Origin of the sequence: Knoellia sp. S7-12 (assembly GCF_040518285.1) — a bacterium.
In the GTDB taxonomy this organism is placed as follows: domain Bacteria; phylum Actinomycetota; class Actinomycetes; order Actinomycetales; family Dermatophilaceae; genus Knoellia.
This window is the reverse complement of the sequence record NZ_CP155449.1, coordinates 2,756,314-2,777,339: the sequence shown is the minus strand read 5'-3', so window position 1 is coordinate 2,777,339 and position 21,026 is coordinate 2,756,314. Positions and strand designations below refer to the sequence as shown.

Sequence of the window (21,026 nt, the reverse complement as noted above, 5' to 3'; positions counted from 1 at the left end):
TCGAGTCATGGCTGCAGTGACCCAGAAGTCCGTGCTCTCGTCGGTGCCAACCCAGCTGTTCATCGGGGGGAAGTGGCGCGACTCGCTCAGTGACACGACCTTCCCGGTCGAGGACCCTGCGACGGGCAAGGTCCTCATCGAGGTGGCGAACGGAACAGTGCCGGACGGGACTGCTGCCCTCGATGCAGCTGTTGCGGCACAGGCAGATTGGGCTGCGACAGCGCCTCGGGAGCGCGGCGAGATCCTGCGTCGTGCCTTCGACCTGCTGACGGCTCGCGCCGAGGAGTTCGCGATGCTCATGACCCTCGAGATGGGCAAGCCGCTCGCGGAGGCCCGTGGGGAGGTCACCTATGGCGCGGAGTTCTTCAGGTGGTTCAGCGAGGAGGCAGTGCGGATCCACGGCCGGTATGCCGTCAACCCAGCCGGTGGGTCACGTCTCCTCACGCTCCAGAAGCCGGTCGGGCCGACGTTCATGATCACGCCTTGGAACTTCCCGCTGGCAATGGGGACCCGCAAGATCGGACCGGCTATCGCTGCCGGCTGCACGATGGTCGTCAAGCCCGCGCACGAGACGCCGCTGTCGATGCTCGCCCTCGCCGCGTTGCTCGAGGAGGCCGGACTTCCGGCGGGTGTGCTGAATGTCGTGACGACCGCCGACACGGCCGCGGTGTCCGAGCCGATCATCCGTGACCCGCGCCTGCGCAAGCTGACCTTCACCGGCTCGACCGCCGTGGGTCGCATGCTTGTCGAGCAGTCGGCCGAGCAGCTCCTGCGGGTGTCGATGGAGCTCGGTGGCAACGCGCCGTTCCTCGTCTTTGGGGACGCGGACCTGGACGCCGCCGTCGAGGGGGCCATGCTCGCCAAGATGCGCAACATCGGGGAGGCCTGCACCTCGGCCAACCGGTTCCTCGTGCACGAGTCGGTGGCCGAGAAGTTCTCCGCAGCGTTGGCTGCGCGGATGGGCGGACTCACGGTCGGCAAGGGCACCAAGTCCGGGGTGGACGTCGGACCGCTCATCTCGGCCAAGGCGCGTGAGGGCGTGGACGAGCTCGTGCGCGACGCTGTCGACCGTGGCGCGCGTGTCCTCACCGGTGGTGAGAAGGTCGCGGGGCGTGGTCACTTCTATGCGCCGACGGTGTTGGTCGACGTACCTGCCGATGCCCGTGCCCTGCGCGAGGAGATCTTCGGTCCGGTCGCCCCGATCACGACCTTTGCCAACGATGCAGAGGCGATCGCGACGGCGAACTCCACCGAGTACGGCCTCGTCGCCTACGCCTACACGCGTGACCACGCCCGGGTGCTCCGCATCAGCGAGGCTCTGGAGTTCGGAATGGTCGGGATCAACACCGGCATCGTCTCCAACGCGGCCGCCCCGTTCGGTGGGGTCAAGCACTCGGGCTTCGGGCGCGAGGGCGGTTTCGAGGGTATCCACGAGTACCTCGAAACCACCTACGTCTCCCTCAATCCCTGACCCACTGATGTGCCCCATCGCGAGGGTTTCACGCATCGATGCGCAGGGCCTCGACGGGGGCGACGGCGATGGCCCGTCGAGCCGGGCCCTGCGAGGCCACGAGCACCAGCACCACGCCTGCCAGGGCGATCGCGGTGAGCGCCCCCAGGGGCAGCCCCCAGACGATGCCGGGTGTCTCTGCACCCACGAGCGACTGCGCACCGAGAGTCCCGTAGACGAGACCGAGGACGATCCCGAAGATCATCGCGGACGCAGAGAGCGCGACCGACTCCTTCGTGATCATCGTGCGCACCTGCCGCTTGGTGAAGCCGAGCGATCGGAGCAGGCCGATCTCGCGGTGACGTTGGATGACCGTCAGTGACATCGTGCTGACGAAGCCGACGGCCGCGATGATCGCGGAGATGACGATGATGCAGATGAGGATCGCCGACGTCACGGCGAGGGCCTGATCGGCCTGGGCCCGCTGTCCCGGGTCCATCTCCCAGGAGTTCACCGACGCACGCAGCGCCGACATCCCCGAGGCGAACGTCGTCACGAGGGTGACGCCGATGACGAGGCCCATCGTGGACCGCGTGGTGCGCAGTGGGTCGAGCAGCGCGTTGCGGCGGGCGACGACGCTTGCCGGGTCATTCCCGAGAATGCGGCTGAAGGCGACGACGACCCCAGGGATGACGAACCGGGCACCGATGAGGAGGCCCGTCCCGGACCCGGCAGCACCGAAGAAGGCCAGGACGAAGCCGATACCGGGATTGGACTCCCCGAACACGGCGCCGAGAGCGAGAACGATCAGGCCGCCGACGATTCCGAGACCGGCGATGATGGCGCGGATGACGGAGGATTTGCGTGGGGCGGCTGTGTGGGCGGCGGTTCCGGCCAGGGCTTCCGCGGGCGTCACTCGCAGGACGCCGCGCGACCCCAGCCAGCCGGAGATTGTGGCCGCAAGTGTGATGGCACCGAGGGCCGCGAGCAGCTGAGGATCAACCCATGGGTATGCCGCTTCGGGCAGCGTGTCTCGTGCCACCAGGATCGCTCGCACCACGTGTGTCACGAGGGTTCCGATGATGATGCCGGTGAGTGCCCCGAGCGCTCCGACGGTCGCGGTGCCGCGCATCACCGACGTGCGGAGCTGGCGTCCACGTGATCCGAGCAGGCGGAGCAGGGCGATGTGCCGCAACCGACCGGAGATGACCGTGTCGACGGCGTTGACGATGACGACGGCACCGACATAGAGGGCGATGAGGATGAAGACCCCGGCCACGATGCCGAGCATCAGCGCCATGGAGCCGCCCGATTCGTCGCTCAATGCGGTGAGGATCGACGACGTCATGATGAGCGTGGCGGCATACGCACCGCAGAGGCCGGCCACGAGACCGACGGTGCCGAGTTCACGAAGGCTGCCGAGGGTGAGGTTGCGTCTCATGCGGCACCGACCTCGAAGCCGATGAGCAGGTCCGAGATCTGCTGCGGGGAGAGGGCGCCGTGGTCGCCCACGAGCCGACCGTCGGCGATGACGAGGATGCGGTCCGCGTAGGAGGCGGCCACGGGGTCGTGGCTCACCATGGCGATGGTCTGGCCGTACTCGCGAGCGGCAGTGCGCAGCAGCGTGAGGACCTCGCGCGAGCTGCGCGAGTCGAGGTTCCCCGTCGGCTCGTCGGCGAAGATGACGGACGGACGCGAGGCGAGAGCTCGCGCGATGGCCACTCGCTGTTGCTGCCCACCCGACAGCTCACTCGGGCGATGCTCAATGCGGTCGATCAGCCCGAGGGTGACGACGAGGTGGTCGATCCAGCGTTGCTGCTCCGGTTCCACCTGTCGACCGGCGAGCTCGAACGGCAGGAGGATGTTCTCTCGTGCCGAGAGCGTCGGGACGAGATTGAACGCTTGGAAGACAAAGCCGACTTCATTGCGTCGCAATGTGGTTCGCGCGTCGTCATCCAAGTGAGTGAGCGCCGCACCGGCGAGCATGACCTCACCGCTCGTGGCGTCGTCGAGACCGGCGGCGACGTTCATGAACGTCGACTTGCCCGAGCCCGACGGACCCATGATCGCGGTGAACCCACCGCGGTGGATGTCAACGCTCACCTCGTCGAGGGCGGCCACCCTGCCGGTGCCCTCGCCATAGATCTTCGAGACCCGGCGGAGCGAGACGACGGGCTGAGCTGTGCTGTGCTGCAACGTTTCTGAGTTCATGCCTGCAACGCTATGGATCAGGTGACCGCCGCACATCCGGCGACGGGACCAACGGGCATACATCGGACGGCGTATGCCGTCGTCCAGAACGTAGGCTCGACGTATGAGCCAGACACCGGACACCAGCACCATCGACGCCCTCTCGAATGCCGCTCGGGCCGCAGGCAGCGACGTCGACGCCCAGACCAACCTGTGGCAGGCGATGTTCGAGCTGGAGCAGTGGTACTTCGTCGCTCGCGGCAGCATGCCCGACGTGGCGCCGCTCGTCGGGGTCGTCGACGGTGTGCCCTCCCTCCTCGCCTTCACGACCGGGGCCCGAGCGCGCGAGTTCGCCCTCGGCAACGGGTTCAGCGAGGAGGAGGCCGGCCAGGTCCTCGGCGTCCCGACGGATGGGGTGCTCGACCTGTGTGACCAGTTCACGACCCAGGGCGTCGAGCGCCTCGTCATCGACCAGGGCGTGCTCGGGTTCTTCGCACCGCTCGCTCAGTTGCGACCCATCCACGGGTTCATCAACCGCCCGCGCAGAGTCCGCTAGAGGAGGCCGTGCTCGTAGGCGTAGACGACGAGCTGCACTCGGTCACGCAGGGCGAGCTTGCCGAGGATGCGCGACACGTGCGTCTTGACCGTGGCCTCGGAGAGGAACTCGGCAGCCGCGATCTCGGCGTTGGACAGGCCCTGGGCGGCGCGCATCAGGATCTCGCGCTCGCGTGGGGTGAGGCGCTCGTAGTCCGCGCCCGGGGCGGCGGTTGCCCGCTCACGGAAGCGCTCGAAAACGGCCCTGGTCGCACCGGCCGCGACCACCTGAGTTCCGTCGGCAACGGCTCTGATGGCGGCGAGGAGGAACTCCGGTCGCGTCTCCTTGAGGACGAACCCGGACGCCCCGGCTTCGATGGCGTCGGCGGCAAGCTCATCGAGGTCGAAGGTCGTGAGGACCAGCACGCGGGGGGCGTCCTCGCCGAACCGGGCGAGAATCCGTCGGGTGGCCTCGACACCGTCGACACGCGGCATACGGACGTCCATCAGGACGACGTCGGGCGCAGAGGTCTCGACGAGCGCAACCGCCTCGCCACCGTCGCCTGCCTCACCGACGACGGTGAGGTCGTCCTGGCTGCCCACGACCATCGCGATCCCGGCGCGAAAGAGCGCCTGGTCGTCGACGAGGGCGACGCGGATCGTCATGCGTCGCCGTCCGCGATATGCGCCCTGACGACCCATTGGTCGCCTTCTGGTCCGGCCGAGAAGGTGCCGCCCGCCACCGTTGTCCGCTCGGCCATGCCGATCAGCCCGTGGCCGGAGCGGACACCCGTGTCCGGACGGCTCAGGTGGTTGGTCACGCTCAGACGGTAGCCCTCGCTCCAGTCGACCGCGACGCGAACGGGTGACGAGAGGTCGCCGTGCTTCAGTGCGTTGGTGAGTGACTCACCAAGGAGTCGGTGGGCCGTGAGGGCGATGAGCGGGGACTCGTCGCGGGTGCCGGTCTCGGTGAGTTCGAGGGTCATCCCGGACGAACGCATGCGCTCCTCGAGCTCGGCCTGCTGGGCATAGCCAGGGGTGCTCGGCTGGAGCCCTGGATCTCGGAGTTGGGCGACGATGGTGCGCAGGTCACCGATCGCGGTGCGGGCCGTCTCGCCGATGACTTCGAGTGCCCGCTCGGCGCCAGCAGGGTTCTCCCGCAACGCATATCGGGCACCGTCACTCTGGGCTGCGACGACGGCCCAGGAGTGGGCGACGACGTCGTGCATGTCGGCGGCGATCCGGCGTCGTTCCTGCTCGATGTCATAGAGCTCAGTCACCCGACGCCGCTCGACCGCTTCGAGCTGGGCGTCGATGCGGGCCTGCACGGTCTGACGGCTCTGCCACCGCAGGTAGCCTGCGACCCACCCGCCGAACACGAACAAGGCAGCCGTGGAGCCAAGACCGATGGCTGTGGCGCCACGCCCGAAGTTGCTCATCTCGATGCCGCCGCGTGTTGCTCCGTAGAGCGCGGCACCGAGCACAGCCACCGTGGCGGCGGCCATCCCGAATCGGCGGACGCGCGGGTCTCGATGCGAGCCCAGAGTGAAGAAGAAGACGGCATACGCCCCGTTGGCCAGATAGGCGATGTCTGACCCGAGCACCTGCGACACGGAGCCGACGAAGGCGAAGCCCGACATGACCTGCCACGAGACGCGTCGAAATCCCAGCCCGAAGGCCAGGAGCACTGTGGCGATGGCAGCGCCAGCGCCGAGGCTGACGTGGATCGCGAGCATCCCGAGGCCGAAGAGGACCGCGATCGACCCGTCGAGGATCAGCTGCCGACGTGTCGCGCGCTGGTCGCCCCACACATCGGTCATGTCTCAAGGCTAGGTGGCCGCGAAGGATCACGTCGTCCGTCGCGCGAGGGACCGGCATACCTCTGCAGACGTATGGTCCACTTCATCTGTGGAACACGTGAGGTGGGGGACGGGACCTGTGGTGCTGCTCGCGGGGGCGCTTGTACTTGGCGGCTGTGCTGACGTCGACAAGGGCAAGGCCAAGGGAGCCGACTTCACACGGGCCATGTCGCAACGACATGGCCCGTTGATCGAGGACATCGGCATCGCTGCCGAGAACGCGCTGCCCTGGGTGGGGAGCTTCGACGCAAAAGTCACGCTGCTGCCGACGGCTTCACCAGCCGACCTTGAGGCGGTCGAAAGCACCATTGCCGATCTCGTCAAGGATCCATCGGACTCGGCAGTGGTGTGGGCCAACGGGATCGAGATCTGCCCTGAGGGCGCAGGTCCTCGTGCGCAGCACCTCGGTTTGAGGGCGGGCCTGTTTGCGTCCTCCGCATCCCTCAGGGGTGAGCTCAGTTGCGAAGAGGGGTATGCCGGTGAGCTGGCGGACCTTTCCGCGGACATCGCGGTCGTCCAGCCTGCGATAGCCCAGCTGCCCGACCTCAAGGACCTGCCGATCACTGGGAGCATCTCGGCTCCTGCCGGCGACGTCGGTGGGCTGTGGCGAGAGGTGCCACCTCGCCTTGCCGAGGCGATCACCGCGGTGGATGCGGCGGACCTCAATGACTTCGAGCTCAACGGCACCGCGTTGGCGATCGGAGTTCAACCAGGCCTCGATCTGGACCGAGTGCGTGCGGCGGTTGCGGCGGTTGACCCCAAGGCTGTCCTCACGCTGACGGAGGGCACGGTGCGTGGCAGCGGCGAATCACTGCCTGCTGGGTTTGGCGGGTTGCGGGCCGACCTCATGGCACTCCCGGGGGTCGAGAACGTGCGATTCACCTCGGCCCATGAGGTGGTCGTGCGGGTCGCGACCCCGACCGACGTGGCACCAACAGTCGCGTCTGGTCTGCCACTCGTGGTCGCGGTCGCGCAGGTGAAACTCCACGTCACGACGCAGGCGAGCGACACCCCACGTTGGACCGTCGCGTCCGGCGCGGACTTCGAGATCTATGCGGGCCAGGAACTGGAGCACCTTGAGGACTTCGCGGCCCTCACCGCCGACCGCAACCTCAGCGCCATCGGGTGGCGCGAGGGCGGAGGACGCAACGGTGCCGCCATGGTGACGATCTCGGCTCCAACGGGTGGAGACCTGCGCAAGGTCCTGCCGGCGGTCAAGGAGCACGTGCCCGTCGGTGCCACGCTCAACCTGCATCTGGGCGAGGACGACTACTACTTCGACGTCGCGCCCCGTCTTGAGTCGGAGGGCGACGGATCGCGCGCCCTGCCAAAGAAGTTCGTCGAGATCTGGAACGCTCTGCCCTGACAAGGCGCTGGGCGCGCGGGATTATGCGTAGGCGTTGTAGACCTGCTGGGCGTAGCGCACGCGGGTGGCGTGCTGGCAGTCGCCACAGATCTCGAACTTGGACTCGAACGCCCTCACGGCGGCGTCGATGGTCGTCGCCGCCTTCAGCGTGGACTTCCCGTAGCTGGAGAAGGTGTTCAGCTCGTAGGTGATGAACTTCAGCTGCAGGTTCAGGGACCAGACCGACTGACCCTGCTGGCTGGCGTACCAGACCGCGTTGTCGTTGGCGTAGCGGTCCCACCGGCCGCCCACACTCCACTGCGCGATGCCGCGACCGGCGCCACCGGGCTGGGCGGCCCGCGGGTCGATGCTGCTGCCGGACTCCTGCATCAGGTTGCCCACGATGCCGGCGGACTGCACCTTGGTGTAGCCCGAGCCGACGAAGAAGTTGAACGCCACCTGCTGGTTGTTGAGCGAGAAGTTGTGCGAGGCGTTGTTGTTCTTCAGGGCCGTGATCAGGTTGGCCCGTCCGCCTGCCGGGATGGTCTGAGAAGTGCCCTGGTAGTCGCTGTTGTAGTAGACGGTGACGGGCTTGCTGGTGCGGTTGTGGACGGATGCAGCGTTGTTCTTGACGCAGATGCCCTTGCCGGCACCTGCAGCACGGAACTCGTAGCAGGTCGGCTGGACTGCGCCGTAGTCGCCGATCGATCCGGTGAAGTCGGAGACAGAGCCGGCCTGATTGCTGTTGTAGTAATAGCAGAACTCGCCGTCGTTGCAGATGCCGTCGCGGCTGGCGGCCTGGGCGGTCGACGGCAGGGCCACCCCGGCCAGGAGCATGCCGAACGTGGCAAGGGGTGCGAGTACGAGTGCTGATCGTCGTGCGGGACGGCGGGTGCTCATGGATTCTCTCCTGGGTGCTGATGGCGGGGGGCGGACCCGTGGGGCTAGGCCTGGTTGCGGAGGTACTGCTCCCAGGTGACCTTGGTGACCTGGGGTCCGTCGTCGGGAGCGTTGCCCGCCAGGCCGTTGCGGCCTTGGTAGTAGGCGCCGATCTGCTTCTGCGCGGACAGCGAGAGGTCGGTGTCGTTGGTGGCGACGCCGTGGATGTGCCAGGGCCAGTCGTCCTGGCTCGGGTTGCGCAGCCAGGCCGCGAAGCCGACTCGACGCAGGGCGGTGACAGCTGCGGTGCGCTGCGTGGTGGTCAGGGCCTCGGCGTCGAGGTCCACCGTTCCGCCGCCGTCGTGAGTGCCGCTTGAGGTCGGGTCGACACCGGGCGAGTAGGAGCCCTGCTCGACGACGAACGCCTTGCCGGCCAGGAGCCGCGCCTCGGCGAGCATCGCGACCGTGCGCGTGTTGAAGGGGAAACCCTGGAACGTCGTCCGAGCACCGGGCGTGACCGGTCGACTGACCGAGAACCGTTGCGCACCAAGGGAAGTCAGTGACGCCTTGCCGGGGAGTCCGGTGGCACCCAAACCGGTGTAGCCCAGCGAACGCTGCCAGGCGGCATACGCCGTGCGTGTCACGGTCCCGAAGTGACCGTCGACGTACTGACTGTCCAGGAGGCCGCGCTGAACGAGCGCCTGCTCGACCAAGGTCACGCTCGGTCCTGCGCCCGGGGTGATGGTGGTGCCGGACTTGACCGGGTCCCACTGGGCAGCCAGGAGGACCTTCTCCATGTCGATCGCGGGTAGGGCCGCGCTCGCCGGCCGGGCGCTGACGGTTGCGAGCACTGCGGCACCTGAGCCAGCGAGCAACACTCGCCGGCTCAGTGCGGCTCGTTCGCTGCCAGATCGCGTCGAATCGATCATGCGGACCTCATCCCAGGTGGACTGCGTTGATGATCCGGAGTGTGGGAGGAGGCGCTGCGGTTTCGCTGCGAAAGCGCTGCGGGGAGGTATGCCGCTCAGGCAGTCTCAGTCGCGACGCATGATGAGGAGCTCCCCGGCCGACCGGATCAGGGGAGTGTTGTAGGTGCCGACGACACGCAGACCGCGTCGACCGAACATCTCGGCGATGTCCGCCGAGCGCACCGGGTCGAGTGCGCCCCATGCCCCGGACTGTGCCGCGCGCGGCTTGCCCTCGCGCGAGTTGAGCGACACGGCGTAGTTGATGCCCAAGTCGCACACCTGGCCGATGTAGCGGTCGACGACGTCGGGCTCCATCTCCTGGAACGAGTACGAGTTGACGAAGACGTCGAACGTGCTCTGGAGGTCGCCGAGCCGATAGTTGGGCAGCACGGCCGAACCGGTCGAAGTGATCGGCCCTTCCGAGGGGACGGACGCGTCGTAGGTTGCGATGCGGTCCGCGCCGAAAAGCTCCGTCAGGTAGTAGGACGCGACGGTCAGCAGCGGGGGAATGTCCAGGTCGACGTAGCGGGTGCTGGGGTCCCGCGAGAGCAGGATCTCCCCGAGCACGCCGAAGCCCCCGCCGATCTCGAGGAAGCTGCGCGGCGGCGCATCCACGTGTCTCGACAGGGCGCTCAGGCACAGGAGGTAGTTGAGGTAGGCGCGCCCGAAGGCGACGTTCTGGTTGCCCGGATTGAGCCGATAGGCCTGAGGGGGCTTGCCGACCTTGTTCTCACCGTGGTTGCCGAGGTCGAAGGGCCACCGGGCCTGGTCCCACGCCGCGCCGGCAATGTCATGGTCGCGTCGCGCGTCGAGCGAGCCGTTGAGCCCGCCGGCGAGGAAGGGTTGCGTCGCGTGGGGGTTGACGCGGCTGGCCGTGGCAAAGACTTCTGCGATGGACGCGTTGCTGTAGCCGTTGCCATAGACGGGATAGAACCAGACCCGCGACGTCGGCCACGTCTTGAAGTTCTCGAGCCCGCGTTCCGACATGTCGCCGAGAAGTTGATCGAGACCGGGTCCCCAGAAGTTCGTGGGCCGATAGGTCTCCGGGGCTGTGCGCAGCTCAGCCAATGAACGGTCGGTCAGGTCGCTCCAGATGGACACGCGTCTCCAGTGGGTCGGGTCGGATCGGAATCGTCTCGATGCTAGCGGGAGGCTTCCCGCCCGGAGCGTTCCACGGAATCACGCACCTTCGGCGAGTCGCTGGACGGAAGAGACGTCTGCCCGGCAACGGGCACAATGGCGCATGTGTCGAAACCCGTGACCGGAGTGCGTTCCTCCCTCAGCTGGTTGGCCCCGCTGCTCGTCGCCGTCCTTGTCGCCGGCCTGTGGTGGGTGGCGACCCGTGACGACACGTTGAGCCCCGGGGACTCGCCCGGCGCTCAGGCCACGGCAACAGCGGGACCCAGCGGGACGGCATACCCGTCGAACGAGAACACGCCCGACTCGGGACTGGACACGATCGCGGAGTCGAAGCTGCCCAAGGAGGCCAGGGCGGTGCTCGTGCTCATCCGTGCTGGTGGGCCCTACAAGTACGACCAGGACGACAAGACCTTCCAGAACCGGGAGGGAATTCTGCCGAGTCAGGAGCGGGACTACTACCGCGAATACACCGTTGAGACACCGGGATCGGACGATCGTGGGGCCCGCCGGATCATCGGCGGGCGTGACGGTGACAGGTACTGGACGACCGACCACTACGACAGCTTCCGGCAGATCCAAGAGGGGCAGTGATGCGTGTTCTCAATGATCGTGTCGATCTCGACGGCCTGATCGCCGATGCCGTCGAAGAGGGTCGTCAGGTGCAGGTCGTCCGTGGCGCCGCGACCAAGCAGGCGACCCTTGAGGCCTTCTCACAGGAGCTGAACTTCCCGGAGTGGTTCGGGATGAACCTCGATGCGCTCGCCGACTGCCTCGACACATTGGCCCGCGAGAGCGACGGGAACTGGGAGATCGTCTGGGACGACGCGGCCGCTCTGAGGCGCTTGGACCCGGGCGCTGCCACGGGGATCGAGTCCGTGTTGGCCGATCTCGACGAGACCCACGCGACAGTCCACGTCACGATCATCGACCGCTGAACTTTCCGTCGGCGGTGTGCAACGGTGAGGGGCATGGCCAACCCACCGGATCTGCGTCCTGCCGTCCAGCGGCTCTGCGAGCTCGTGCGCCACGTCCAGGACTCGCAGCTCGACCACCCGACACCGTGCGAGGGGCGCACGGTGTCGCAGCTTCTCGGCCACGTCAGCGGGCTCACCATGGCGTTCCGCGCGGCCGCCGACAAAGAGCTCGGCCCGCTCACTGACACCAGCCCCGACGACAACGGCTGGCCGGAGGCCTCATCGCGATGGCGCGACGAGATCCTCGAACGGACCAACCTTCTCGCCGACGCGTGGAAGCAGCCTGAGGCCTGGACGGGGATGACGAGGGCCGGTGGCTTCGACCTCCCGGCCGAGGTGATAGGCCTCGTGGCCCTCGGTGAGATCACCTTCCACGCCTGGGACCTCGCGCTCGCGACCGAGCAGCGCCTGGACGTCGACGACGACACGGTCGAGGCGCTCAAGGGCTACGCCGAAGGGTTCGACCCGGCCGGCACGCCGGGCATGTTCCTCGCCGCAGTGGATGCGTCTTACACCCTGACGGACTTCGAACGCGTCCTCGCCCGCACCGGCCGCAACCCACGGTGGCAGGCGCGCAAGAAGGGCTGAGCACCGCTGGCAGGATGGAGGGGTGACGACACCCAGCGAGACCAACGTCCAGCTGTCCGAGATCATGCGCGCCACCGAGGCCAACCTGCTCGGCACCGTCCACGGCGGCAACCTCATGAAGGCCGTCGACAGCACTGCCGGGGTCGTCGCCAACCGCTACGCCGGTGGACCCGCCGTCACGGCTGCCCTGGACGAGATGAGCTTCCTGACACCTGTCCGGGTCGGCGACATCCTCCACACGAGCGCGCAGCTCAACTGGGCCGGCCGCTCCTCCATGGAGATCGGCGTCCGGGTCGAGGTCGACCGCTGGGACTCGATCACCGACCGCGTCCACGTCGCCAGCGCCTACCTCGTGTTCGTCGCCGTTGACGCCGATGGCAAGCCAAAACACGTCCCGACTCTCGAACTCGAGACGCCCGAAGAGCGCCGTCGCTTCCGGGAGGCAGAGATCCGCCGCGAGCACCGCCTCGCCATGCGCGCCGCCATCGCCGCGTCGCGCGAGAGCGAGGAGAACGCGTGACAGCTCGCACCGTCTCCCTCCTCGGCTCGACCGGCTCGATCGGCACCCAGGCCCTCGACGTCATCGGCCGCAACCCCGACCGCTTCACCGTCGTCGCCATCTCCGCCGGCAGCAACATCGACCTCATCGCCCGCCAGGCGGTCGACTTCGACGTGCCCCTCGTCGCCGTCGCGTCCGGCTCGCCTGAGGACGTTCGCTCCGCGATCGGTGCGTATGCCGCGAGCCTGGGGCGCGGGTCCCACGCTCTGCGTGGGCCGGCATACGCACCAGAGATCGTGGTCGGCGAAGGCGCAGCCGAAGCAGCCGCAGCGATCGGTGCCGACGTCGTGCTCAACGGCATCACCGGCTCCATCGGGCTGCGACCCACGCTCGCCGCGCTCGCGGCAGGTTCGACCCTGGCACTGGCCAACAAGGAGTCGCTCATCATCGGCGGCGACCTCGTGCGGAGTGCGGCCAAGCCCGACCAGATCGTGCCCGTCGACAGTGAGCACAGCGCCATCGCCCAGTCGCTGCGAGGAGGGCGCGCCGAAGAGGTTCGCCGGCTCGTCGTCACCGCGAGCGGCGGACCGTTTCGGGGGAGGACGAGGGACGAGCTCAAGGACGTCACTCCCGAGCAGGCGCTCGCGCACCCGAACTTCTCGATGGGGCGGGTCATCACGACGAACTCCGCGACCCTCGTGAACAAGGGGCTCGAGGTCATCGAGGCGCACCTGCTCTTTGACATCCCCTACGACCGCATCGCCGTCGTCGTCCACCCGCAGCAGCAGATCCACTCGATGGTGGAGTTTTGCGACGGGTCGACGATCGCCCAGATGGGGCCGCCGCGGATGCTCGTGCCGATCGCGCTGGGGCTGTCCTGGCCGGAGCGGCTCGACGACGTCGATGAGCCCTGCGACTGGACCAGGGTGCAGTCCTGGGACTTCGCGCCCCTGGATGACGAGGCGTTCCCCGCGGTGCGGCTGGCCCGCCGCGTCGGTGAAGCGGGCGAGACGTTCCCTGCGGTCTACAACGCGGCCAACGAGATCGCCGTCGACGCGTTCCATGAGGGCCGCATCGGGTTTGTCGACATCGTGGACTCGGTGGAGCGGGTCGTGGATGCCCACGCGAGCGCGCATACTGGGAGTGATTTCGACGCGTCGTCCGTTGAGGGAGTGCTCGGGGCCGACGCATGGGCCCGGGGGCAGGCTCGCTGCGAACTTGGCCTCTGATCAGATCCGGAAAGCGCTGAGGTTTCACACATGACCGTTGTTGCTTACATCGTGGGCGTGCTCGTCCTCGCCTTCGGCGTGGCTGCGTCCATCGCCCTGCACGAGGTGGGTCACCTCACGCCGGCGAAGCGCTTCGGGGTGCGTGTCACCCAGTACATGGTCGGTTTTGGCCCCACGGTGTGGTCTCGCACGCGCGGTGAGACCGAGTACGGCATCAAGGCGATCCCGCTCGGCGGCTACATCCGGATGATCGGCATGTTCCCGCCGCGCGCGGGGGAGGACCCGACCAAGGTGCGTGTCTCGTCGACCGGCCGCTTCAGCCAACTCGCCGACGAAGCCCGCAAGGCCTCGCTCCAGGAGATGCGCCCCGGCGACGAGAACCGCGTCTTCTACAAGCTGCCGGTGCACCGCAAGGTCATCATCATGCTCGGCGGCCCGTTCATGAACTTCGTCATCGGCACCGTCCTCCTCACTGTGCTCGTCACGGCCCACGGGATCCTGGCACTGCAGGACGGCGCCCGCGTCGCGAGCGTCGCCCAGTGCGTCAAGACGGCTGAGCAGGCGCAGACCGACCCGAACTGTGCAGGCGCACCCGACACCCCCGCGAACGCAGCCGGCATCCTCCCCGATGACGAGATCCGCACGATCAACGGCGTCGCGGTCAAGACGTCGGCGGACGTGGGTCGCCTGGTGCGGCCGCGGGTCGATCAGCCCACCTCGATCGTCGTCCTGCGCGACGGCGTCGAGCAGACGCTCACCGTCACCCCCATCCTCAACACCCTTCCCGCCTATGACGACGCGGGCCAGCCGATCGTCGACGCGGACGGCAAGCAGAAGGTCGTGGAGACCGGCTACCTCGGCATCTCGTCGGCGGGTGTCCTGGACTACGAGACCCAGCCCATCACAGCGGTTCCCGGCATCATCGGTGAGAACCTCTGGCGCACCGCCGGGGCCATCGTCAAGATCCCGCAGAAGATGGTCGGCGTCTGGAACGCCGCCTTCTCCGGCCAGGAACGCGACGTCGAGAGCCCGATGTCGGTCGTCGGTGTCGGCCGGGTCGCAGGCGACGTCTCTGCGGGCAAGCTCGACAGCTTTGTGGGGGAGTCGTGGAGCGACAAGGCGTGGTTCCTCGTCATGCTCATCGCCTCACTGAACTTCATGCTCTTCATCTTCAACCTCATCCCGTTGCTCCCACTCGACGGCGGTCACGTCGCGGGCGCGCTCTGGGAGGGCGTCAAGAAGAGTTGGGCGAAGCTGCGCGGAAATCCCGATCCGGGTCACGTCGACGTCGCCAAAGCACTGCCAGTCGCGTATGCCGTGTCGCTGGGTCTGTTGGTCATGTCGGCTCTGCTGATCTATGCGGACCTGGTCAACCCGATCAACCTCGGCGGCTGATGGGTGCCCAGCTGAGGCACAGAGTGGTGGGGGATACTTGCTGACATGACTGTTGGTCTCGGTATGCCGTCCCTGCCCGCCCCCGTGCTGGCGCCGCGTCGCAAGACCCGCAAGATCAAGGTCGGCAAGGTCGAGGTCGGCGGCGACGCACCCATCTCGGTGCAGTCGATGACGACGACTCCGACGACTGACATCAACGGCACACTGCAGCAGATCGCCGAGCTCACCGCCACCGGTTGCGACATCGTGCGCGTCGCGTGCCCGAGCCAGGACGACGCGGACGCTCTGCCCGCCATCGCGCGCAAGTCGCAGATCCCCGTGATCGCCGACATCCACTTCCAGCCCAAGTACGTCTATGCCGCGATCGACGCCGGCTGCGCCGCGGTGCGCGTCAACCCGGGCAACATCCGCAAGTTCGACGACCAGGTCAAGCAGATCGCCGCAGCCGCCAAGGATGCCGGAGTCTCCATCCGCATCGGCGTCAACGCCGGCTCGCTCGACCCGCGCCTCATGGAGAAGTACGGCAAGGCCACCGCCGAGGCGCTCGTCGAGTCCGCAGTCTGGGAAGCCGGCCTCTTCGAGGAGCACGACTTCCACGACTTCAAGATCTCGGTCAAGCACAACGACCCGGTCGTCATGGTCAGGGCCTACGAGATGCTGTCCGAGCGCGGTGACTGGCCCCTGCACCTCGGGGTCACCGAGGCCGGGCCCGCCTTCCAAGGGACCATCAAGTCGGCGACGGCCTTCGGCGCGCTGCTGTCCAAGGGCATCGGCGACACGATCCGTGTCTCCCTCTCGGCCCCTCCTGTCGAGGAGGTCAAGGTCGGCAACCAGATCCTGCAGTCGCTCAACCTCAAGCCGCGCAAGCTCGAGATCGTGTCGTGCCCCTCGTGCGGCCGCGCCCAGGTCGACGTCTACACCCTGGCCGAGCAGGTCACCGCCGGACTCGAGGGCATGACCGTCCCGCTGCGCGTCGCCGTCATGGGCTGCGTCGTCAACGGTCCGGGTGAGGCCCGCGAGGCCGACCTCGGTGTCGCGTCCGGCAACGGCAAGGGCCAGATCTTTGTCAAGGGTGAGGTCATCAAGACCGTCCCCGAGAGCCAGATCGTCGAGACCCTCATCGAAGAGGCCATGCGCATTGCTGAGGAGATGGGCGAGCCCATGGACGAGGCCTCCGCAGGCGCGCCGAGCGTCACTGTCAGCTGACTCGCGTAGGCGAGCGGGCGGCATACGCCATCGTTGGTGAATTGATGCACGACGGCAGGTGAGACGGCGTCTCGCCGCTTAGGCTGAGCCCGTGCTTCGCACCCGCACCCCGGTGAGGTCGCTCACCAGATCCGACGTCGACGACGCCCTCGAGCTCTGCTCGCGCAATGTCGCGGCGCACGTCTTCGTGGCCGCACGCATCCTCGAGTCGGTCTCGGGCGGGACGCTGTCCGCGGCGATGGGCGTGCGCGAGGACGGCCAGCTCACGTCGCTGTGCTGGGCCAGCGCCAACGTCGTGCCGGTCGAAACCTCCGCCGAGTCACGAATCCTGTATGCCGAGCGCATCCGTCGCTGGCGCGGTCGTGTTGCGTCGTTGCTGGGTCCGCGTGACGAGGTCGCCGACTTGTGGAACGCGGTGGAGCCGCACTGGGGCGCACCCCGGGCCGTGCGTGCCCACCAACCGTTGCTGTCGACGTCCACACCACCGTCAGCCCTGGGGATCGCGCTGGATCCGCGGGTGCGGGTGGCCCGCGCAGATGAGGTCGAGCTGATCCTGCCGGCGGCGGTGCACATGTTCACCGCCGAGATCGGGTATGCGCCGTTCACCGGCAACGCGCGTGGCTATCGCGGCTCGCTCGCTGCCCTTGTCGCACGGGGGCACACCTATGTCGTGGTGGAGGACGGTGAGGTCATCTTCAAGACTGACATCGGGTCCTTGGCCCTGGGGTGTGCGCAGCTGCAAGGGGTCTGGTTGGCGCCTCGACTGCGCGGTCAGGGGCTCGCGGGGCCGATGCTTGCGTCGGTGATGGAGCAGGTCATGGCCGGGCCGGCGCCGATGGTGTCGCTCTATGTCAACGACTTCAACAGGCCGGCGCTCGCGACCTATGAGCGGTTGGGTTTCGCACCGGTCGGGGACTTCACCACCGTCCTCCTGTGACCTCTTCGGCTTCCCTGCCTCGGTCCTCACAAGTGCGTGAAATACCCCGCGTTTGTGAGGACCAAGAGCATCCACAGGACGGCTGGCCGGAGCACGTTGTCCACAGATGTCGGTCGGCTGGTGGCAGCGCATGAGGTGCGCGTCGACGCTGGAGCGGTGAATAAGGAGACGAGACGACGCGTGGCCATCGAGCTCGCCTCTGACCACGGCGGGGTCGCCCACCGGAGGGATCTTCGCGCGGCGGGCATCGACCGCAACGACGTGCGGACAGAGGCCGACAGTGGTCGTTGGCGCCCGGTGGGCTTGCACACCGTCAAGGTTCTCGGGGTGACGCAAGAGCCTGTCGCTGACCTGTGGCGGGCGGTGTGGGAGTCCGGTCCGGGCGCGGTGCTTGATGGCGCGGCGGCGCTCGTGGCTCAGGGGATGACCGGTTTCACGCCCGCCACCATCGATGTCAGTCTGCCCAGGTCGGCGTCAGTGCGGCAGGTCGACGGAGTCAGCCCACACCAACGGCGGAGACTTGAGCGGCGGCTCACCGTCGGTGTGCCGCGGCTGGCTCCCGAGTGGGCGACGATCCATGCCGCTCAATGGGCGGTGAGTGATCGTCAGGCCGCGCTCTTGGTGTGCCTGCCCGTGCAGCAACGTCTGGTGCTGCCCATTCGCCTGCTCGAGACCTGGGGCAAGGTCACCAGGTCGGCACGGCGTGACTTCCTGAGCCAGGTGATCCCCGACGTGTGCGACGGCGCCCACTCGTTGGGTGAGCTCGACTTCAGCGCATGGTGTCGTCGCTATGGTCTGCCCGCTCCGCGGCGGCAGAGCGTGCGCACGGGACCGTCGGGGCGCGTCTATCTCGACGTCGAATGGGAAGGCCTCGTCGTGGAGATTGATGGTGGACACCACCTCCTCGGGCTCAACCCGACGGATGACGCCTCCGGGCCAACGAGGTGGCGCTGGGCTCATCAAGGGTTCTCCGGATCCCCTTGCTGGGCCTTCGTCTGGAACCCGCCGGTTTCATGGGGCAAGTGGCACGGGGACTCGGGCTCCCGGTCCTTGCAAGCGCGTGAAATGCACCGCGTTTGTGAGGACCGGGAGGTCAGCATGGGAGGCTGGCGGGAACACCGCGGGTCGCCCGCGAGTTCATCTGAGCAGTCAACCCCCCATCCTCGAGGAGGACCCCATGGCACGCGCCATCAAGTTCGCAGCCCTGGCCGGCCTGGCCAAGCAGGCCCGGGACTATGCCCGCAAGAACCCCGACGCGGTCTCGTCAAAGATCAGCAAGGCCGAGGACGCAGTGAGTCGCAAGGTCGGCCCCAAGTACTCCGGACACGTCGGCAAGGGCGGGAAGGCCCTCCGCTCTGGCCTGGGCATCTCCTCCACCCCACCCGCTCCTGGTGTGACGCCGCCCCCGAGCGACCGCATCCCCCCGACCACCTGAGTGGAAGCCGTGACAAGGTCATGCCGAACGCCTCAGAGATGACGCGTTCGGCATGACCTTTCTTGTGACCGGACCGGACCGGACCGGCCCGGTCCGGCCAAGAGCAGGGTCAGCAGCCGCCGCAGTTGTAGTAGAGGATGTCCCAGTGGTTGCTCTCCTTGGCGTAGATGTTGCCGGCACCTGACTTGTACATAGGTGCCCCGTCGCCACGGGTGCCGGCGTAGGGGAAGGTGCGGGTGATGTAGCTGCCGACACAGCTGTAGAGCGAGATGTCGATTTTGTAGCCGTTCCAATGGCTGTAGGTCCCCGACGAATGACCGACTTCGGTGCCGCCGGTGGCATTGATGGCACACCCACTCGATCGCTTGAGCGTGATGATGCCGTCGATGGTGGTCGAGTTGATTTGGTCGAAGGAGGTGCACGTCGACACGTTGCGGTTGCTGCAGTTGCCGCTGGACGACCACGTGATGCCGGCGGCCGAGAGTTTGGCCGTGGCCTGGGAGTGCGTGAGCTTGGTGACCGCCGAGGCGGATGGTGCGGCGCTGAGAACTGCTGCGACGGATACAGCGGCGACCGCGACAGCGCGGGCGCTGCGAGTGGCGAGCATGGTCATGAGGTTTCCCCTCCGTGACGAGATGGGACCCCACGGGCGTGGAGTCCGTTCTCGACGCTAGGACCGGGCTGGTCAAGGCCCGGTGAAGCCCCGTTCAGGACTTGGTCAACATCGTCGAGTGGTCGTCATCGCTCTCACCCGTTCTGACACGATGGCCCGTATGCCGCAGACGAACCCGCCGCTCGACAAGGCCACCATCGGACTCGCCGCCATGTTCTTCGGATCGGGTGCGATCCACCTGGCGCGGCCGAAGGTCTATGAGGCGATCGTCCCGCACGCGCTGCCGCGCAAGCGCGAGATCGTCTATGCGAGTGGCGTCGCCGAGATCATCTGTGGCCTGGGCCTGCTTCACCCGCGCACGCGCAAGGTGGCTGGTCTGGCCAGCGCAGTGCTCCTGGTCGCCGTGCTTCCAGCCAATGTCCAGATGAGCGCCGACCACGCGAAGCGGGCTCAGCGCAAGGGCGACACCGGCTCCAAGGCGTTCTTTGCGGGCACCGTGGCGCGGCTGCCCCTGCAGTGGCCACTCATCCGCACGGCTCTGCGCGCCGCCGGCCGCCTCTGACGCCGTCCTCAGAATAGCTCCTGCCTCAGTAAAGGCTTGACGAGTAGGTCTTGCCGTAGTACTTTTCCAGCTCCACGACGCTGTCGAGCGGTCGCTCTGTGACGTGCGCGATGTTGGCCCGTGACGGGACGGCCCCCGGCTGCCACGTCTGCAGGTGCCACAGCTGACTGCGCATGAACGCCTTGGCGCAGTGCCCGAAGATCTCGTCGATCTCGACCACGAGCGCGAGGACCGGCCGGTGCCCCTTGACGACCATCTCGTCGAACCACGGCGCATCCGACACCAGATGCGCGCGCCCGTTGATCCTCAGCGTGTCGCCGCGACCGGGGATGACGAACATCAACCCGACGTGCGGATTGACGAGCACGTTGCGGTAGCCATCAGCCCGACGGTTGCCCGTGCGCTCGGGGATGGCAATGGTGCGGTCGTCGATGACGTGGACGAACCCGGCGGGGTCACCCTTGGGTGAGGCGTCGCACGAGCCGTCGGGGGCTGAGGTCGCCACGACGCAGAACGGGGACGCCGCCAGCCACTGGCGGTCGATCTCCAGGAGCGAGGTCCGCACCTTGTCGCGTGCGGCAGCGGTGGGTTCGCCGAGCAGCGCGCTGAGCTCCTCGTCGGTCGAGATGCGGTGCTGCCGCGTGGTGGGGCGGGCGGTGTCGAGCTCGGTCACAGTTTCCATTCCAGGTCGGTGTCGGTCAGGGCTTCGTCGAGCACCAGGAGCGCCTTGGGTCCCATGCCATGCAGTTCGGCCACGTCGGCCCGGCGCCACTCACTCAGCTCTTCGAGCGTCGTGATCGCCGCGGCGGCAAGCGCCCGGGATGCCGGATTGCTCGTGTGGGGGATTGCGGTGCCCATCGTTGCGAGGGTAGCGGCGATGCGCTTCCGGTATGCCGCCTCCAACGCCTCGAGGTCCGCGCGGTAGTCCGCGATCCGACACCCCAAACCGTTGCGCTTGACGAGGATTCCCTCATCGGTCCAATGCGGGCGTGCCTGCGCGAGCAGCGGCGCAGGCAAGTCGCCAGAAGCGTTCGTGATCCGCCACCACGTCAACCCATCACTGTGATGACGCATGAACGAGCCCACCTGTCGCGGCCCGATCCCCACGATCTTGCCGAGGTCGCCGTAGCTCACGACCCGCCCCCGCGGCACCAACTCGACGAGGGTCAGCACCCGCTCGATCGTCAGCTCGCTCGCCATGACGCTCAGCCTAGGGTGGAGAA

The 21,026-nt window shown here is 67.5% G+C and carries 23 protein-coding genes; 13 read left to right on the top strand and 10 right to left on the bottom strand.

Annotated elements, in window-relative coordinates:
- Window positions 1-7 precede the first annotated feature (7 nt).
- Window positions 8-1,471: an NAD-dependent succinate-semialdehyde dehydrogenase gene (locus tag V6K52_RS13335; RefSeq protein WP_353950599.1), complete on the top strand. Its 1,464-nt coding sequence runs from the start codon at window positions 8-10 to the stop codon at window positions 1,469-1,471.
- A 28-nt stretch (window positions 1,472-1,499) separates the two neighbouring features.
- Here the strand turns inward: V6K52_RS13335 and V6K52_RS13330 are convergent, their stop codons facing one another.
- Together V6K52_RS13330 and V6K52_RS13325 are read right to left on the bottom strand one after the other, a co-directional pair.
- Window positions 1,500-2,891: an FtsX-like permease family protein gene (locus V6K52_RS13330; protein WP_353950598.1), complete on the bottom strand. Its 1,392-nt coding sequence runs from the start codon at window positions 2,889-2,891 to the stop codon at window positions 1,500-1,502.
- Window positions 2,888-3,661 carry an ABC transporter ATP-binding protein gene (locus V6K52_RS13325; protein ID WP_353950597.1) on the bottom strand — a complete coding sequence of 258 codons (774 nt, stop codon included), beginning with the start codon at window positions 3,659-3,661 and terminating at the stop codon, window positions 2,888-2,890. Before V6K52_RS13325 ends, V6K52_RS13330 begins: the two co-directional genes overlap by 4 nt.
- Window positions 3,662-3,764: 103 nt before the next feature.
- On the opposite strand from V6K52_RS13325, the gene V6K52_RS13320 reads away from it, so the two are divergent.
- Complete coding sequence (locus tag V6K52_RS13320; RefSeq protein ID WP_353950596.1) at window positions 3,765-4,196, top strand: hypothetical protein; 432 nt, start codon at window positions 3,765-3,767, stop codon at window positions 4,194-4,196.
- Here the strand turns inward: V6K52_RS13320 and V6K52_RS13315 are convergent.
- Together V6K52_RS13315 and V6K52_RS13310 are read right to left on the bottom strand one after the other, a co-directional pair.
- Window positions 4,193-4,840, bottom strand: a complete 648-nt coding sequence (locus tag V6K52_RS13315; RefSeq protein WP_353950595.1) for a response regulator transcription factor — start codon at window positions 4,838-4,840, stop codon at window positions 4,193-4,195. The genes V6K52_RS13320 and V6K52_RS13315 overlap by 4 nt on opposite strands.
- On the bottom strand, window positions 4,837-5,994 hold the full coding sequence (locus V6K52_RS13310; RefSeq protein WP_353950594.1) for a histidine kinase: 1,158 nt from the start codon (window positions 5,992-5,994) through the stop codon (window positions 4,837-4,839). The genes V6K52_RS13315 and V6K52_RS13310 overlap by 4 nt, the downstream gene beginning before the upstream one ends.
- 88 nt (window positions 5,995-6,082) lie before the next feature.
- Between V6K52_RS13310 and V6K52_RS13305 the strand changes: the two genes are divergently transcribed.
- The gene (locus V6K52_RS13305; RefSeq protein ID WP_353950593.1) at window positions 6,083-7,399 is read left to right on the top strand and encodes a hypothetical protein; all 1,317 of its coding nucleotides are present in this window, start codon (window positions 6,083-6,085) and stop codon (window positions 7,397-7,399) included.
- Between the two features lie 21 nt (window positions 7,400-7,420).
- Here the strand turns inward: V6K52_RS13305 and V6K52_RS13300 are convergent, their stop codons facing one another.
- The 3 genes from V6K52_RS13300 to V6K52_RS13290 form a co-directional block, all read right to left on the bottom strand.
- A complete protein-coding gene (locus V6K52_RS13300; protein WP_353950592.1) occupies window positions 7,421-8,278 on the bottom strand; it encodes a phage tail tip lysozyme in 858 nt (285 codons plus the stop codon).
- Window positions 8,279-8,322: 44 nt separating this feature from the next.
- Window positions 8,323-9,186: a peptidoglycan-binding protein gene (locus tag V6K52_RS13295; RefSeq protein WP_353950591.1), complete on the bottom strand. Its 864-nt coding sequence runs from the start codon at window positions 9,184-9,186 to the stop codon at window positions 8,323-8,325.
- Window positions 9,187-9,291: 105 nt separating this feature from the next.
- Window positions 9,292-10,326 carry a putative sugar O-methyltransferase gene (locus V6K52_RS13290; protein WP_353950590.1) on the bottom strand — a complete coding sequence of 345 codons (1,035 nt, stop codon included), beginning with the start codon at window positions 10,324-10,326 and terminating at the stop codon, window positions 9,292-9,294.
- 135 nt (window positions 10,327-10,461) lie between these two features.
- On the opposite strand from V6K52_RS13290, the gene V6K52_RS13285 reads away from it, so the two are divergent.
- The 9 genes from V6K52_RS13285 to V6K52_RS13245 all read left to right on the top strand — a co-directional run bounded on the left by V6K52_RS13285 (window position 10,462) and on the right by V6K52_RS13245 (window position 18,628).
- Entirely contained in the window at window positions 10,462-10,956 is a 495-nt protein-coding gene (locus V6K52_RS13285) for a ribonuclease domain-containing protein (RefSeq protein ID WP_353950589.1), read from the top strand.
- Window positions 10,956-11,300 (top strand): barstar family protein, encoded by a 345-nt coding sequence (locus V6K52_RS13280; RefSeq protein WP_353950588.1) that lies wholly within the window; start codon window positions 10,956-10,958, stop codon window positions 11,298-11,300. The genes V6K52_RS13285 and V6K52_RS13280 overlap by 1 nt, the downstream gene beginning before the upstream one ends.
- Before the next feature lie 33 nt (window positions 11,301-11,333).
- Complete coding sequence (locus tag V6K52_RS13275) at window positions 11,334-11,927, top strand: TIGR03086 family metal-binding protein (RefSeq protein ID WP_353950587.1); 594 nt, start codon at window positions 11,334-11,336, stop codon at window positions 11,925-11,927.
- A gap of 22 nt (window positions 11,928-11,949) precedes the next feature.
- A complete protein-coding gene (locus V6K52_RS13270) occupies window positions 11,950-12,447 on the top strand; it encodes an acyl-CoA thioesterase (RefSeq protein WP_353950586.1) in 498 nt (165 codons plus the stop codon).
- Window positions 12,444-13,655 carry a 1-deoxy-D-xylulose-5-phosphate reductoisomerase gene (gene dxr / locus V6K52_RS13265; RefSeq protein WP_353950585.1) on the top strand — a complete coding sequence of 404 codons (1,212 nt, stop codon included), beginning with the start codon at window positions 12,444-12,446 and terminating at the stop codon, window positions 13,653-13,655. Before V6K52_RS13270 ends, dxr begins: the two co-directional genes overlap by 4 nt.
- Window positions 13,656-13,685: 30 nt before the next feature.
- A complete protein-coding gene (locus tag V6K52_RS13260) occupies window positions 13,686-15,050 on the top strand; it encodes a site-2 protease family protein (RefSeq protein ID WP_353950584.1) in 1,365 nt (454 codons plus the stop codon).
- Between the two features lie 45 nt (window positions 15,051-15,095).
- Entirely contained in the window at window positions 15,096-16,256 is a 1,161-nt protein-coding gene (gene ispG / locus V6K52_RS13255) for a flavodoxin-dependent (E)-4-hydroxy-3-methylbut-2-enyl-diphosphate synthase (protein WP_353950583.1), read from the top strand.
- 91 nt (window positions 16,257-16,347) lie between these two features.
- Window positions 16,348-17,193, top strand: coding sequence for a GNAT family N-acetyltransferase (locus V6K52_RS13250; protein WP_353950582.1), 846 nt, complete (start codon window positions 16,348-16,350; stop codon window positions 17,191-17,193).
- 1,177 nt (window positions 17,194-18,370) lie between these two features.
- Window positions 18,371-18,628: an antitoxin gene (locus tag V6K52_RS13245; protein WP_353950581.1), complete on the top strand. Its 258-nt coding sequence runs from the start codon at window positions 18,371-18,373 to the stop codon at window positions 18,626-18,628.
- Between the two features lie 109 nt (window positions 18,629-18,737).
- Here V6K52_RS13245 and V6K52_RS13240 read toward each other — a convergent pair whose 3' ends face one another.
- Window positions 18,738-19,241 carry a hypothetical protein gene (locus V6K52_RS13240; protein WP_353950580.1) on the bottom strand — a complete coding sequence of 168 codons (504 nt, stop codon included), beginning with the start codon at window positions 19,239-19,241 and terminating at the stop codon, window positions 18,738-18,740.
- A 118-nt stretch (window positions 19,242-19,359) separates the two neighbouring features.
- Here V6K52_RS13240 and V6K52_RS13235 point away from each other — a divergent pair, with 118 nt between their 5' ends.
- Window positions 19,360-19,803 carry a MauE/DoxX family redox-associated membrane protein gene (locus tag V6K52_RS13235; RefSeq protein ID WP_353950579.1) on the top strand — a complete coding sequence of 148 codons (444 nt, stop codon included), beginning with the start codon at window positions 19,360-19,362 and terminating at the stop codon, window positions 19,801-19,803.
- A 25-nt stretch (window positions 19,804-19,828) separates the two neighbouring features.
- On the opposite strand, the gene V6K52_RS13230 is transcribed toward V6K52_RS13235, so the two are convergent.
- On the bottom strand, window positions 19,829-20,485 hold the full coding sequence (locus V6K52_RS13230; protein ID WP_353950578.1) for a pyridoxamine 5'-phosphate oxidase family protein: 657 nt from the start codon (window positions 20,483-20,485) through the stop codon (window positions 19,829-19,831).
- Entirely contained in the window at window positions 20,473-21,003 is a 531-nt protein-coding gene (locus tag V6K52_RS13225; RefSeq protein WP_353950577.1) for an MGMT family protein, read from the bottom strand. The genes V6K52_RS13230 and V6K52_RS13225 overlap by 13 nt, the downstream gene beginning before the upstream one ends.
- Between the last annotated feature and the right edge of the window lie 23 nt (window positions 21,004-21,026).